This window comes from Variovorax sp. J22R115 (genome assembly GCF_030317005.1).
Lineage (GTDB): Bacteria > Pseudomonadota > Gammaproteobacteria > Burkholderiales > Burkholderiaceae_C > Variovorax.
In genome coordinates this window covers 180,166-193,512 of sequence record NZ_JASZYM010000011.1, presented here as the reverse complement: position 1 = coordinate 193,512, position 13,347 = coordinate 180,166, and the positions used below count along the sequence as shown (strand labels likewise).

Genomic DNA, 13,347 nt, shown 5'->3' with positions numbered 1-13,347 from the left:
TCCCATCCCCGCCCGCCATATCTACTTCAGAAATTCGTTCGCGTGATTTCGTACGACAACAATCGTGGATTGATGCACACAAAAACTCCGGCGCACCTTGGCCGTGCGGGTTGCTGGCCTCCCTCTATGAGAATCGACTCCCGCACCCGAATGGTCGCCACTACTTGCACTACGAAATCTGAAATCCGCGGCACGACTTAATGAGTGGCATCAATCAGGCCGCGGCTGCGCATCTGCGCGCACGTCACCGTCTGTGCTCAAGCCATCACACCGCTGCCGCAGCATCGATAACCCTGTACTGGTGGCTACATGGTGGCTACTGCGATTGGTGCCGGAGAGCTGAATCGAACACCCGACCTTCTCATTGCGAATGAGTTGGCGACTTCGCCGCCATCACTGCTTCAGGTTTCAGCCGTTTTCCGTCTGACCGCACGGGCGGGACACTCTTTGGCTTGAGGTCCTGAGGTCCTGAGGTCCTGAGGTCCTGGCGCCATCAATTTTTGTGAGATCCTCGCGGCCGCAATGCCAACAAAAAGCGGCCACGTCCTGCGTGGACGTTGCACCCGCGCGACACGTTGAAGTTTGTCGGTATTTTTGTCGGTATTGCGAAGTATGAAATCTCATCTTGCCAGCATGCACGCGGGTTTTGGAAGACATTTCGATTCCTGGCGGCGACCAAATTTGAGGCCGGAAGCATGCAAATGCTCCCGGCCTTTTTCGTTTCTCCCAGAGTCCACGCACTACCAGTCTTGCGAGTGCGTGCGTCCAACTTGGCAGCACGCTTGGCCGGCGGTGGGCTCGCCTTGCTTGGAGCAGATCTCTCAGCCAACGGTCCATGTGGCCATCGAACAAGGACGGCGTGTCGTCAGTGCGCAGACAAACAGTGCTCATAAAAGCTGATTGATCAGCGCCGCTGGTGAAACGCCGAGCGCTTTGCACACATCCATGAATTCGACCACGTCGAGTTGCCGCTCTCCGTTCTCGTATTTCGACACGAAGGACTGGGGTCGCTTCAAGCGATTCGCTACCTGCGACTGTGTGATGCGGGTCTCGTCAACTCGCGCATCTGTACGCGCGAAACGTGGGGCTCTTCGCGGCAGTTCCAACAACGAGTTTCAGGGAGACACCATGCACCACTTACTCAGACACCTCGCCCTCGCCGCCACATCCTGCTTGCGGCAGACGGCCCAGGCGTTCGAGCCACCTGCCTCGACCTACCCCACCCGCCCGATCCGCATGGTTGTCGGCTCCTTACGCAGCGGCGCCATCGAAAACATCGCGCGGATGGTGGCTGGCAAGCTCGGTGCCGAGTTCGGTCAGCCGGTCGACATTGACACCCGGCGTGGGTGGCACCTTGGGACTCGCGGCAGTGGCGCGGGCGGCGCCGGATGGCTACACGCTGCTGATGAGTAGCACCACGACGATGTCGATCGCGCCGCAGATCTTCAACCAGCGCCCAAGCAACCCGCGCGCCGCCTTCGTGCCCGTGGCGCTGGTCAGCCTGTTGCCATGCGGCGTGGCGGAGAATTCGTCCACGCCCGTGCCCGACCTCCAAAGCCACATCGAGTGGCTGAAGAACAGTGGTGGCAAGGTCGACGGCATCTACGCACCACCGGGCACGCCCGGCGCGATCGTCGACAAGCTGGCCGACGCGATCAGGCGCATTGTTAGAACGGACGACGTGCGGGCGCAATTGGTGAAGCAGGACGTCGACCTCGTGCTTCTCACGGGGCCTGCCGCCCGTGTTTTCCTCGACCAGGAAGACGAGAGTCGAGCCGCGGCAGTGCGTGCCTGACCCTCGGCCGTGTCACCCACTTTCGCCGCCGCTCCATGTCGCGAGCAACTCGGCGGTCGTCACGATCGCATGCGCATACGTCGGCCCGTTGATCTCATGCGCGACCTTCATCGCCTCCATGGAAAACGCCGCGGTCGCATCACGCACGAGCGTCACGTGATACCCCAGCTCCACCGCGAACTTCCCCGTCGTCTCGATGCAGGTATTCGCCAGCAACCCGATCAGCACCACCTTGCTCACCCCATGCTGCCGCAACTGAATATCCAGATCCGTATTCGCAAACCCGCTCGACCCGCGATGCTCCTTGATCATCACGTCCTCAGCCTCCGGCTGAAAATCCGGATGCCACTCCGCCCCCCAGGTGCCTTCGGCAAATAGCTGGATGCGATGCCCGCCCAGCTGATAGGGCGTCGGATGCGCCCACCCGCTGAAGTCCGAAGGCTTCGAGCGGTTATGCGGCACATAGAACACGCGGATGCCCGCCGTCCTGCAAGCCGCGACCACCTGGCGCATGTTGGCGATCGTGTCCGTCTGGTCGATCACGGCCTTGGCGCGGCCTTGCAGCTTGCCGCCCTCCGAGAGAAAGTCGTTGTACGGGTCGACCAGCAGCAAGGCAGTGCTCATGGTTCTCTCCTTCGAGGCGGCCGGCATCGGCCGCAGGAACAAACGCTCAATCAGCCCTTGATGAACGCCAACAAGTCCTTGTTGATCACATCCGGATGCGTCGAGCACATCCCATGCGGCAGCCCCGGATACACCTTCAGCTCCGCACCCTTCACCAGCTTCGACGACAGCAGCGCCGAATCGGCAATGGGCACGATCTGGTCGTCGTCGCCGTGCATGACGAAGGTCGGCACGTCGATCTTCTTCAGGTCTTCGGTGAAGTCGGTTTCCGAGAAGGCCTTCACGCAGTCGTAGTGCGCCTTGATGCCGCCCATCATTCCCTGCCGCCACCAGTTCTGGCGGATGCCTTCGGAGATCTTCGCGTCGGGGCGGTTGTAGCCGTAGAAGGGCAGAGTGATGTCGCGGTAGAACTCGGCGCGGTTGCCGGCGACGCCGGCGCGGATGCCGTCGAACACGTCGATCGGCAGGCCGCCCGGGTTGGCCTCTGACTTCACCATGATCGGCGGCACCGCGCCGATCAGCACGGCCTTGGCGACACGCTTCGTGCCGTGGCGTCCGAGGTAGCGCGCAACTTCGCCGCCGCCTGTGGAGTGCCCGACGTGGATGGCGTCCTTCAGGTCCAGCGCGGCGGTGAGTGCGGCGAGGTCGTCGGCGTAGGTGTCCATCTCGTTGCCGGTCCATGTCTGCGTCGACCGGCCGTGGCCGCGCCGGTCGTGCGCGATCACGCGGTAGCCCTGCGCCAGGAAGAACAGCATCTGGTTGTCCCAGTCGTCCGCCGACAGAGGCCAGCCGTGCGAGAAGACGATCGGCTGGCCCTGGCCCCAGTCCTTGTAGTAGATCTCGGTGCCGTCTTTGGTGGTGATGAAGGGCATGGTCAAGCTCCTTGTGGGAATGGGTTGGGGGGAGGATGGCGGAGCCGGCAGTATGCTCGGATACTCCGCAAAAGTGGCCCCCCCGAGGGGAGGCTCCGACCCCTCCCGAATGCGGATCGGCGCATTGGCCTTTGGAGATAGAGACACCCCGATGGCTCCCGAACTTGCCCGCTCCTGGCTGACCTTCAGCGCTCCCGTGGCCGCGGCGCAGGCCGCCGGGCGCCCGGTCGTGGCGCTCGAATCGACCATCATTGCCCACGGCATGCCGTACCCGGAGAACGTCCGCACGGCGCGCGAGGTGGAAGCGCTGATCCGCGGTCTGGGCGCCGAGCCCGCGACGATCGCGGTGATCGGCGGACGCATCCGCATCGGGCTGTCCGATGACGAACTGGAACTGCTCGGCCGCTCGAAGGAGGCGCAGAAGGTCAGCCGCCGCGACCTGCCGGCCGTGCTGGCCGGCAGCGGGCTCGGCGCGACCACGGTGGCCGGCACCATGATCTGCGCGGCGCTCGCTGGCATCGAGGTTTTCGTGACCGGCGGCATCGGCGGCGTGCACCGCGGTGCGCCGGAGAGCTTCGACATATCAGCCGATCTGCAGGAGCTGGCGAAGACGTCGGTGGCCGTGGTGTGCGCGGGCGCCAAGTCCATCCTCGACATCGGGCTCACGCTCGAATACCTGGAAACGCACGGCGTGCCGGTACTCAGCTGCGAGCAGGACAACTTCGCGGCCTTCTACACGCGCGACAGCGGTTTCAGCGCGGACTACCGGTTCGACGACGCGGAGGCGCAGGCCCGCTTCATCTGCACCAAGTGGGATCTGGGGCTTGCAGGCGGCGTCGTGCTGAGCACGCCGGTCCCCGAGTCGGCCGCGATGCCGCGCGAGGAGATCGACGCGCTGACGCGGCAAGCGCTCGACGAGGCCAAGGCGCAAGGCATCGCGGGCAAGGCGGTGACGCCCTTCCTGCTGGCGCGCATCAAGGCTCTGACCGGCGGGCGCAGCCTCGCGACCAACATCGCGCTGGTGAAGCACAACGCCGAGGTGGGTACCCAGCTGGCGCTGGCATTGGCATCGTTGTCGCGTCGTTAACATGCCCGATCAAATGATCAATCCAAGGGAAGCAGAGGCCGCATGACGAACGAGAGCAACCAAAGAGCCGCCGAGCTGAAGAAGATGACGCTCTGCGCCTCCTGCGCTGGCATCCAGCGGAACTGGCGCCGCGCGCCGGGGCACGCCGAACTCGTGCAGCAGTCCAGCCGCAAGGCCGTGCGCAGCGATGCAGATGGCGGCAGCCACACGGTCACGCTGACCAGCTACCGCTGCGACGCCTGCGGCACGCGCTGGGAATACGAGAACGACAAGACGAACCAGGAAGCGGGCTGGTCGGTGGTCGGACAGTAGGCCCGGCTTACCCGGCGGCTTGTGGCGCGGAGGGCGTGTGACGTACCAACTGCACTACTGGCCCACGATCCAGGGCCGCGGCGAATTCGTGCGTCTGGCGCTGGAGGCTGCCGGCGCGGCCTATGTCGACGTGGCGCGCGAACCGCCTTCGAAAGGCGGCGGTGAGGCAGGGCTGGGGCGTCGCCTGGCCGATCCAGGCAATCCGCGTCCCTCGTTCGCGCCGCCCTTCCTGGTCGATGGCGACATCGTCGTCGGGCAGACCGCGGCGATCCTCCTGTACCTGGGTCCACGCCTGGGGCTTGCAGGTGTAGGCGACGCCGACGGGATCTGGGCGCACCAGTTACAGCTCACCATCGCCGATGCGGTGGCCGAGGCGCACGACACGCACCATCCGCTGTCGACGGGCCTCTACTACGAAGACCAGCGCGAGGCGGCACTAAAGCGGGCGAAGGCGTTTCGCGAGGAGCGCATTCCCAAGTTCCTCGACTGGTTCGAGCTGATCCTGCAGCGCAATCCCGCCGGTGACCTGCATCTGGTCAGCGACGTCCTGACCTACGCCGACCTGTCGCTGTTCCAACTCGTGGCGGGGTTGCGCTACGCGTTTCCGAAGGCGACGGCGCGGGCACTCGCGCGGACGCCCGCCGTCGCCAAGCTCGCGACGAAGGTGAGCCGCCGCCAGCGGGTGCAAGAGTATCTGCAGAGCCCTCGCCGCATCCCCTTCAACGAGGACGGCATCTTCCGGGCGTATCCCGAACTCGACGGCTGATCGCGAAGGGCAGCGAGGCGCCTAGTCGTTGGGCTCTTCGCGGATGCGCAGGGCCGCGTCGTAAAGCGCATTGCGCGGTGCGCCGCTGATCTCGGCTGCCACGCGCACCGCGCTCTTGACCGGCAGTTCGGCCAGCAGCAGGCGCAGCACGCGCTCGCCTTCGACACCGTCGTCAGCCGTCGCAGGCTTGGGATGCAGCACCAGGGCGAACTCGCCGCGCGTGCGATCGCGGCTTGCCGCGAACCAGTCGGGGAGGGCGGCCGCGGTAACGGTTGCGATTTCCTCGAACTGCTTCGTGAGCTCGCGGCCCACGGTGATCTGCCGCTCGCCGAGGGTCGCCAGGGCACGCGCCAGCGCCTCGATGCGATGAGGCGCTTCGAGCAGCACCACGCTGCGCGGCTCGTCGGCCAGTTCGAGCACGGCGGCATCGCGCTCGCCCGTCTTGCTGGGCAGGAAGCCGGCGAAGACGAATGCGCTGCCGGCGTCGCCCGTCGCAACCAAGCCCGCCGCACCGACCAGCGTCGTCACGCTGCTGGCACCGGGCAGCGGCAGCACGCGGTAGCCTGCCTCGCGCACTGCGGCAACCAGGCGTGCGCCAGGGTCGCTCACTCCGGGCGTGCCGGCGTCGCTGACGTAGGCAACGCGCTCACCGTTCGCCAGCCTGGCGATCACGGCCTGTGCAGCCTCGGCCTCGTTGTGCTGGTGAAGTGCCATGAGCTGGGCGGATGTGCGCTCGATGCCATAGGCGCGCAGCAGGCTTTGCGTGTGGCGGGTGTCCTCGCACGCCACGGCATCGACGATCTGCAGGACGTGCAGCGCGCGCAGCGTGATGTCCGCCAGGTTGCCGATCGGCGTCGCGACCACGTAGAGCGTCGCCTGCGGATAATGCTGCGCGCCCGCGGCATCGCGCGCGGCCTGCAGGGCAGCGCCGAACGAAGCGGGTGCGAGTGAGGTCAATGGGTTTCTCCAGAACAAGACGACAGGGAGGTCGCCGCAGGTGACGACAAAGCAGCGAGGCGACGCGGCGGAAGACGCCGCGCTCGACCACTTGCAGGCGGCGGGCCTGAGCCTGGTCGCGCGCAATTATCGAACCCCCGGCCGCGGCGGCGGCGAGATCGACCTGATCATGCGCGATCCACGCGACGGCACGCTGGTGTTCGTCGAGGTGCGACAGCGCGCCAGCGGCACGCATGGCGGCGCCGGCGGCAGCATCACCGGCGGGAAGCAGCGCCGCATCATCTTCGCGGCGCGGCACTACATCAGCCGGCTTCGCGTGCTGCCGCCGTGCCGATTCGACGTGGTGCTGATCGAGGAGCGCATCGAGTGGATCCAGGGCGCTTTCGATGCGGGCTGAGCCGTTCGCGGAACCCATCGGGCCGATCCCGGCTCCATTGCGGTACACGTTTTGTTTCACTGAGCGCGCTCCATCGCGCAGTTATCATCCCGCCCCATGCTTGAGCAACGCATCCAGCAGCATTTCATCGACAGCGCCGACCTGAAGTACCAGGCAGGCCCCCTTCTCGGTAAACCCATTTCGCAAGCGATGCAGGCGCTGCTCGCGTGCGTCACCAGCGGAGGCAAGATCCTCGCGTGCGGCGCGGGCGTCTCCGGCTTTCTGGCGGCGCAGTTCGCTTCGCAGTTCGTCGGCCGTTTCGAGCGCGATCGCCCCGAGCTGGCCGCGATCGCCTTGCCTGGCGACCCGACCGATCCCGCGGCCGACACGCCCGATGCACTCGACGCCGACCGCTTCGCGCGGCAGGTCCGCGCCCTCGGCCAGGCCGGCGACGTGCTGCTCGTCCTGAGCGCGAGCGGCCAGTCCGCCGCGGTGCTGGCGGCGGTCGAAGCGGCCCATGCGCGGGACATGACGGTCGTCGCACTGCTCGGCAACGCCGGCAGCTCGGGCGGAGGCTCGGGTGGGGCGGTAGGGCGCGCGCTGCGCGAAACCGATGTCCAGGTCACCGTGCCGCACGAGCGCGCGGCGCGCATCCACGAGGTGCACCTGCTGACGCTGCACTGCCTGTGCGACGGCGTCGACGCGCAACTGCTCGGCGATCAGGACAGCGATTCGTCGCTCCTGTCGGCCTGAGCCGGCGCAGTCACTGCGCTGCGGCTGCGCCTCGCTTCGACGGCGGGTTGCTGTCGTCGATTCTCTGCAGCAGGCCGCGATAGGTCGGAGATTCGCGCAGCAGCCGTCCACCGAGTGCGCGCAGACGGTCCACGGCCTCGTCCGGCAGCACGAAGCTGGTGGGCAGGTTCATGAAGTAGCGCTTCTCCTCGGGATCCTGGATTTCATCGAAGCTCACGTCGATGGCGTCAAAGCTCAGCTTCATCACCGACGCCTCGGCTTGGGTTTTCGACATCCCGCCCAGCCGCAGCTCGGCCACCGCCAGCTCGCGCTTGTCGGCCCAGCGCTGGGCAATGTCCTTGAGCAGTTCGACCGATTCGTAGGAGAAGTGATCGATCGGCACGCTCGACGATTGCAGCAGCTGCGAGACGATCCCCGGTGCAATGGCGCGGCGGTCCCAATCGGTGTCCGGCGCCGAGCGCGAGTTGACCACCACTACCACGATCCTGCGAATGTGCTGCAGCCCTACCTGCTGCTGAAAGGCCGGGCTCGCTTCCACCTCTTCCAGCGCTTCGAGAAGCCCGCGCAAGCCGAGGTTGTCGGAGACGCCGCCGTCGACCACGTGGAGATACGGGCGGTTCTTGCTGTCCTGGAAGCTCTGGATGTCCCGGTAGCGCAGCAGGGCGCGGCCAGCCGGGCGCTCGGGGCCCTCGGCCTTGGTGACGTCCTTCACCCACGCGGGCATGACCGCACCGCAGGTGCCACCGTAGTTGTGATACGTGACCGGCGACAGCACGGCGGGCACGGCGGACGAGGTTGCGGCTGCGCGCGCCAGCCTCACCCTGCCCAGGTCGGAGCACAGCAGGTCGAAGTGGTCCTGAGAAAACGGAAAGCGCGCGCCGGTCGAGAGGTCCGTGCCGGTGACGGCGGTCACCGGCGTGGGCTTGTCGAGGAGGTCATCGAAGGTCGCGCCGCCGAAGAGGATCTGGTCGTAGTAGTCGGCCGCGAACTCCGAGCGCCCGTAGAGGCCGCTGCCCAGCGCAAACCAGTTGAGGGGATTCAGCGCGCCCCAGGTGAGGGCACCCTGCACATTGCGCTTGAGGAAGCGCGGCTCGTATTCCGTGAACAGCCGGTCGCCATAGAGCGCGTAGGCCAGCGCGGTGAAACTGCCGCCGGAGACGCCGGCGATGGCATCGACCTCCGATAGGAGATTGACCGGCTGGCCCTTCACCATGACGTTCGTGCGCCGCAGTTCTTCGAGCACGCCATAAGAGAACGCCGCCGCGCGCGTGCCGCCGCCCGAGAAGGTCAGGAGAAACAGCGTGTCCGCATCGTTTTTGACGCCGTGGGTGCGCTTCAGCATGTTGCCGACGCGGTAGCCGCTGTCCAGGTCGACATGGTCGATGGGCGGGTTGACCGGTGCGAAGGAGTTGCATCCGCCGAGGACCAGCGCCGCGATGGCGCCCGTCATCTTTCGGAGAAATTGCGTCTGCGACCCAGGGGCTTGCTTCAAGGTGAATCCTTCCTCGTTCGCCACCTGCGAACCGACACGAATCGAGACTTGCAACAACTGCGCCACCACCTGGTGGGCGAGCCGCCGACGAGCGCGAATTGTAGGGAAGCACCTTGATGGCTGCGTGTAGGAGCTGGGCGATGACACGCGGTAACGGGCCTTCGAATTCGCTGGGCTAAACTCGCCGCGATCGGAGACAGGGAGCTGGCAAGGCACTGACCGGCGTGAGCCCGGGACAGAACTTTTGCGCACCGACCCCACTCATCCAGCAGCAGGACGTCAAACAGGTTTCCGAATGGGATGCCTCGGCCGGCCTGCGCATCATCCATCTCACACCCACAAGCACTGGAAGGTCCTATCTATGACGACGAGATCCACTCAACGCATCGCGATGGCATTGGCTGCAGGCGCCGTATTGGTCGCCGGCCTTTCCGCCTGCGTTCCGCTGGTCGTCGGAGGGGCCGCGGCTGTTGGCGTGGGCATGGTGGCGACGGACCGCCGCAGCTCCGGCGCGCAGGTGGATGACCAGGGCATCGAACTGCGTGGCGGCGCGCGCATCCGCGAGATCGCCAACGACAACATGTACGTCACCATCACGAGCTTCAACCGTCAGGTCCTGCTGACGGGCTCGGTAGGCACGGAGGCGGATCGCGTCAAGGTCGAGGAGGTGGTCCGCCGCGTCGACAACGTGCGCTCGGTCGTCAACGAGCTGACGGTCGGCCCGCCGGCGAGCTTCCAGGATCGTTCGAACGACACCTTCATCAGCGGCAAGGTGAAGGCCTCGCTGCTCGATGCTAAGGACGTCTTCGCGAATTCGTTCAAGGTCGTGACCGAGCGGGGCACGGTGTACATGATGGGCATCGCCACCCGCCGCGAGACCGATCGCGCCACCGATATCGCGCGTGGCGTGTCGGGCGTGACGAAGGTCGTGCGCGTGGTGGAGATCGTCAGCGAGCAGGATCTGGCGAACATCCAGAGCCAGCCACAGCAGCAGCCCTCGCAAGGCGGCGCCACGCAGGGTGGAACAGGCGGGGCTTCGAGTTCGCGCGTGCCGCTGCCGCCGATGGAGCCGCTGCCGTCGACGCCTTCCGGCGGTGCGACGACGTCGCCCGTCCGCTGAGGCGGCGCCTCTTTTCTTTACTTGAGCCGGGTGATCAGGCTCGACGTGTCCCAGCGATTGCCGCCGGACTGCTGCACATCGGCGTAGAACTGGTCGACCAGCGCTGTCACCGGAAGCCGGGCGCCGTTGCGCTTGGCTTCGTCGAGCACGAGGCCGAGGTCCTTGCGCATCCAGTCGACCGCAAAGCCGAAATCGAATTTGCCTTCGATCATGGTCTTGCCGCGGTTGTCCATCTGCCAGCTCTGAGCCGCGCCCTTGCCGATGACGCCGAGCACTTCGTTCATGTCGAGTCCGGCGCGCTGGCCGAAGGCGATGGCTTCGGAGAGGCCTTGCACCAGTCCGGCGATCGCGATCTGGTTGACCATCTTCGCGAGCTGGCCCGCGCCGCTCTCGCCCACCCGGGTAACGGCGCGCGCGAAGGCGGCCGTCACGGGCTTGACGCGATCGAAGGTGGCCGAGTCGCCGCCGCACATCACCGTCAGCACGCCGTTCTGCGCACCGGCCTGGCCGCCCGAGACGGGGGCGTCGATGAACTGCAGGCCGCGTTCGATCGCGGCCTTAGAGAGTTCACGCGCCACGTCGGCCGAAGCCGTGGTGTGATCGACGAACACCGATCCCTTGGCCATGCCCGCGAAGGCGCCGTTGTCGCCGAGCACGACCGAACGAAGATCGTCGTCGTTGCCGACGCAGCAGAAGACGATGTCCGCATTGGAGGCCGCGCCCCGCGGCGTGGCAGAGTGGGTCAGGGTGCCCTTGGCCTGCGGCTTGAATTCCTGCTGCCAGGCGATGGATTTGGCGTCGGTCCGGTTGTAGACCGTCACGTCGTGGCCAGCCAGCGCGAGGTGGCCGGCCATGGGATAGCCCATCACGCCCAGGCCGAGGAAGGCGACCTTTTGCGAGGGGATGGAGTCGTAGGATTTAGGGTTGAGGCTGCTCATGGGGCGATAGCTTATCGCCCCATGGGCCGCGCCCTAGACGATCGCGAAGTGCTCGGTTCCGGCCGAGAGGTCGGTCGTTCGGGCGCGCTGGCTATTGAGCTTGATCTGCAAGCGAAGGTCGTTCGCCGAGTCGGCATTGCGGATCGCGTCCTCGAAGCTGATCGCATTGCCTTCGAACAGGTCGAACAGCGCCTGGTCGAAAGTCTGCATGCCGAGGTTGCGGCTCTTCTTCATGATCTCCTTGATCTCGCCGACCTCGCCCTTGAAGATCATGTCGGAGATCAGCGGCGTGTTCAGCAGGATCTCGACGGCGGCGATGCGTCCATGCCCGTCTTCGGTCGGAATCAGGCGCTGGGACACCAGCGAGCGCAGGTTCAGCGACAGGTCCATCAGCAGCTGTGCGCGGCGCTCTTCGGGGAAGAAGTTGATGATCCGGTCCAGCGCCTGGTTGGCGCTGTTGGCGTGCAGCGTGGCCATGCACAGGTGGCCCGTTTCGGCGAAGGCCACGGCGTGCTCCATGGTCTCGCGGTCGCGGATTTCGCCCATCAGGATCACGTCGGGTGCCTGACGCAGCGTGTTCTTCAGCGCGGCTTCCCAGCTGTCGGTGTCGATGCCGACTTCACGTTGCGTCACCACGCAGTTCTTGTGCGGGTGCACGAATTCGACCGGGTCTTCCACGGTCACGATGTGGCCGAAGGAGTTCTCGTTGCGCCAGTCGATCAGCGCGGCGAGCGTGGTCGACTTGCCCGAGCCGGTCGCGCCGACCAGGATGGTGAGGCCGCGCTTGGTCATCGCCACATCCTTGAGGACCTGCGGCATGCCCAGGCCGTCGATGGTCGGCAGCTTGGCGGGAATGGTCCGCAGCACCATGCCGACCTTGCCCTGCTGCACGAAGGCGTTGACGCGGAAACGGCCAATGCCGGTCGGCGAGATCGCGAAGTTGCATTCCTTGGTGCGCTCGAACTCGGCCGTCTGGCGGTCGTTCATGATGGAGCGGGTGAGCGCCAGCGTGTGCTGGGCTCCGAGCGCCTGCTGCGACACCTTGGTGACCTTGCCGTCGACCTTGATCGCCGGCGGAAACTCGGCCGTGATGAACAAGTCGCTGCCATTGCGGCTCACCATGAGCTTCAGCAGGTCGTTGATGAACTGACTGGCTTGATCGCGTTCCATTTAGGTGCTCCGGGTGCGGCGGTTTCAGGGGCTGGTCAGCCAGGGAAATTCTCGGGGATCTTTGCCTTGCCCCGCGCTTCTGCGGAGGAAATGACACTGCGGCGCACGAGGTCCGTGAGGTTCTGGTCCAGCGTCTGCATACCCTGGCCACTGCCGGTCTGGATCGACGAATACATCTGCGCCACCTTGCCCTCGCGGATCAGGTTCCGGATGGCGGGCGTGCCCAGCATGATCTCGTGCGCGGCGACGCGGCCCTGGCCGTCCTTGGTCTTGCACAGCGTCTGCGAGATCACGGCCTGGAGCGACTCCGACAGCATCGCGCGGATCATTTCCTTCTCTTCGCCGGGGAAGACGTCGATGATCCGGTCGATGGTCTTGGCGGCCGACGAGGTGTGCAGCGTGCCGAACACGAGGTGGCCCGTTTCGGCCGCGGTCATCGCGAGGCGGATCGTTTCGAGGTCGCGCATTTCGCCGACGAGGATCGCGTCCGGGTCTTCACGCAGCGCGGAGCGCAGCGCGTTGGCGAAGGAAAGCGTCATGGGCCCGACTTCGCGCTGGTTGATCAGGCACTTCTTGGATTCGTGCACGAACTCGATCGGGTCCTCGACCGTCAGGATGTGGCCGTACTCGGTTTCGTTGAGGAAGTTGATCATCGCGGCCAGCGTGGTCGACTTGCCGGAGCCGGTCGGGCCGGTCACGAGTACCAGGCCACGGGGCTTGAGCGCGAGGTCGCCGAAAATCTTGGGCGCGTTGAGTTGCTCCAGCGTCAGGATCTTGGACGGAATGGTCCGAAACACCGCCGCAGCGCCACGCGCCTGGTTGAAGGCGTTCACCCGGAAGCGCGCCAAGCCGTCGATCTCGAACGAGAAGTCGACCTCGAGGAACTCTTCGTAATGTTTGCGGTGCGTGTCGCTCATGATGTCGTACACCATGGCGTGAACGGCCTTGTGGTCGAGCGCGTCGACATTGATGCGCCGCACGTCGCCGTGCACCCGGATCATGGGTGGAAGGCCGGACGACAGATGCAAGTCGGACGCCTTGTTCTTGACGCTAAAAGCGAGCAGTTGGGTAATGTCCACGCAATT

At 65.7% G+C, this 13,347-nt stretch carries 15 protein-coding genes; 7 read left to right on the top strand and 8 right to left on the bottom strand.

The window, feature by feature from the left end; genetic code table 11:
• Positions 1-887: 887 nt before the first annotated feature.
• The gene (locus tag QTI04_RS20530) at positions 888-1,106 is read right to left on the bottom strand and encodes a helix-turn-helix domain-containing protein (protein WP_286617314.1); all 219 of its coding nucleotides are present in this window, start codon (positions 1,104-1,106) and stop codon (positions 888-890) included.
• Positions 1,107-1,303: 197 nt separating this feature from the next.
• Here QTI04_RS20530 and QTI04_RS20525 point away from each other — a divergent pair, with 197 nt between their 5' ends.
• Positions 1,304-1,795, top strand: a complete 492-nt coding sequence (locus QTI04_RS20525) for a tripartite tricarboxylate transporter substrate-binding protein (protein ID WP_286617312.1) — start codon at positions 1,304-1,306, stop codon at positions 1,793-1,795.
• A 12-nt stretch (positions 1,796-1,807) separates the two neighbouring features.
• Here QTI04_RS20525 and QTI04_RS20520 read toward each other — a convergent pair whose 3' ends face one another.
• On the bottom strand, positions 1,808-2,407 hold the full coding sequence (locus QTI04_RS20520) for an isochorismatase family cysteine hydrolase (RefSeq protein ID WP_336621898.1): 600 nt from the start codon (positions 2,405-2,407) through the stop codon (positions 1,808-1,810).
• Positions 2,408-2,469: 62 nt separating this feature from the next.
• On the bottom strand, positions 2,470-3,291 hold the full coding sequence (locus tag QTI04_RS20515; protein WP_286617309.1) for an alpha/beta fold hydrolase: 822 nt from the start codon (positions 3,289-3,291) through the stop codon (positions 2,470-2,472).
• Between the two features lie 151 nt (positions 3,292-3,442).
• Between QTI04_RS20515 and QTI04_RS20510 the strand changes: the two genes are divergently transcribed.
• From QTI04_RS20510 to QTI04_RS20500, 3 genes are read left to right on the top strand one after another with little or no spacing between them, the layout of a single operon-like run.
• Positions 3,443-4,378: a pseudouridine-5'-phosphate glycosidase gene (locus tag QTI04_RS20510; protein ID WP_286617307.1), complete on the top strand. Its 936-nt coding sequence runs from the start codon at positions 3,443-3,445 to the stop codon at positions 4,376-4,378.
• Between the two features lie 42 nt (positions 4,379-4,420).
• Positions 4,421-4,690, top strand: a complete 270-nt coding sequence (locus tag QTI04_RS20505; RefSeq protein ID WP_286617305.1) for a hypothetical protein — start codon at positions 4,421-4,423, stop codon at positions 4,688-4,690.
• Between the two features lie 37 nt (positions 4,691-4,727).
• Entirely contained in the window at positions 4,728-5,456 is a 729-nt protein-coding gene (locus QTI04_RS20500) for a glutathione S-transferase (RefSeq protein WP_286617304.1), read from the top strand.
• A gap of 21 nt (positions 5,457-5,477) precedes the next feature.
• Here the strand turns inward: QTI04_RS20500 and rsmI are convergent, their stop codons facing one another.
• Positions 5,478-6,413 (bottom strand): 16S rRNA (cytidine(1402)-2'-O)-methyltransferase, encoded by a 936-nt coding sequence (gene rsmI / locus QTI04_RS20495; RefSeq protein WP_286617302.1) that lies wholly within the window; start codon positions 6,411-6,413, stop codon positions 5,478-5,480.
• Between the two features lie 40 nt (positions 6,414-6,453).
• Between rsmI and QTI04_RS20490 the strand changes: the two genes are divergently transcribed.
• Together QTI04_RS20490 and QTI04_RS20485 are read left to right on the top strand one after the other, a co-directional pair.
• A complete protein-coding gene (locus tag QTI04_RS20490; protein WP_286617300.1) occupies positions 6,454-6,810 on the top strand; it encodes a YraN family protein in 357 nt (118 codons plus the stop codon).
• Between the two features lie 96 nt (positions 6,811-6,906).
• On the top strand, positions 6,907-7,542 hold the full coding sequence (locus tag QTI04_RS20485; RefSeq protein WP_286601511.1) for an SIS domain-containing protein: 636 nt from the start codon (positions 6,907-6,909) through the stop codon (positions 7,540-7,542).
• 10 nt (positions 7,543-7,552) lie between these two features.
• Here QTI04_RS20485 and QTI04_RS20480 read toward each other — a convergent pair whose 3' ends face one another.
• On the bottom strand, positions 7,553-9,034 hold the full coding sequence (locus QTI04_RS20480; protein ID WP_286617298.1) for a patatin-like phospholipase family protein: 1,482 nt from the start codon (positions 9,032-9,034) through the stop codon (positions 7,553-7,555).
• Between the two features lie 361 nt (positions 9,035-9,395).
• Between QTI04_RS20480 and QTI04_RS20475 the strand changes: the two genes are divergently transcribed.
• Positions 9,396-10,154 (top strand): BON domain-containing protein, encoded by a 759-nt coding sequence (locus tag QTI04_RS20475; RefSeq protein WP_286617297.1) that lies wholly within the window; start codon positions 9,396-9,398, stop codon positions 10,152-10,154.
• 17 nt (positions 10,155-10,171) lie between these two features.
• On the opposite strand, the gene QTI04_RS20470 is transcribed toward QTI04_RS20475, so the two are convergent.
• Genes QTI04_RS20470 through QTI04_RS20460 form a run of 3 tightly spaced genes read right to left on the bottom strand, consistent with a single transcriptional unit; the run spans position 10,172 to position 13,341 of the window.
• Positions 10,172-11,092 (bottom strand): NAD(P)-dependent oxidoreductase, encoded by a 921-nt coding sequence (locus QTI04_RS20470; protein ID WP_286601515.1) that lies wholly within the window; start codon positions 11,090-11,092, stop codon positions 10,172-10,174.
• Between the two features lie 33 nt (positions 11,093-11,125).
• Positions 11,126-12,262, bottom strand: a complete 1,137-nt coding sequence (locus QTI04_RS20465; RefSeq protein ID WP_286601516.1) for a PilT/PilU family type 4a pilus ATPase — start codon at positions 12,260-12,262, stop codon at positions 11,126-11,128.
• Between the two features lie 35 nt (positions 12,263-12,297).
• Entirely contained in the window at positions 12,298-13,341 is a 1,044-nt protein-coding gene (locus tag QTI04_RS20460) for a type IV pilus twitching motility protein PilT (RefSeq protein ID WP_286601517.1), read from the bottom strand.
• Positions 13,342-13,347: the final 6 nt, after the last annotated feature.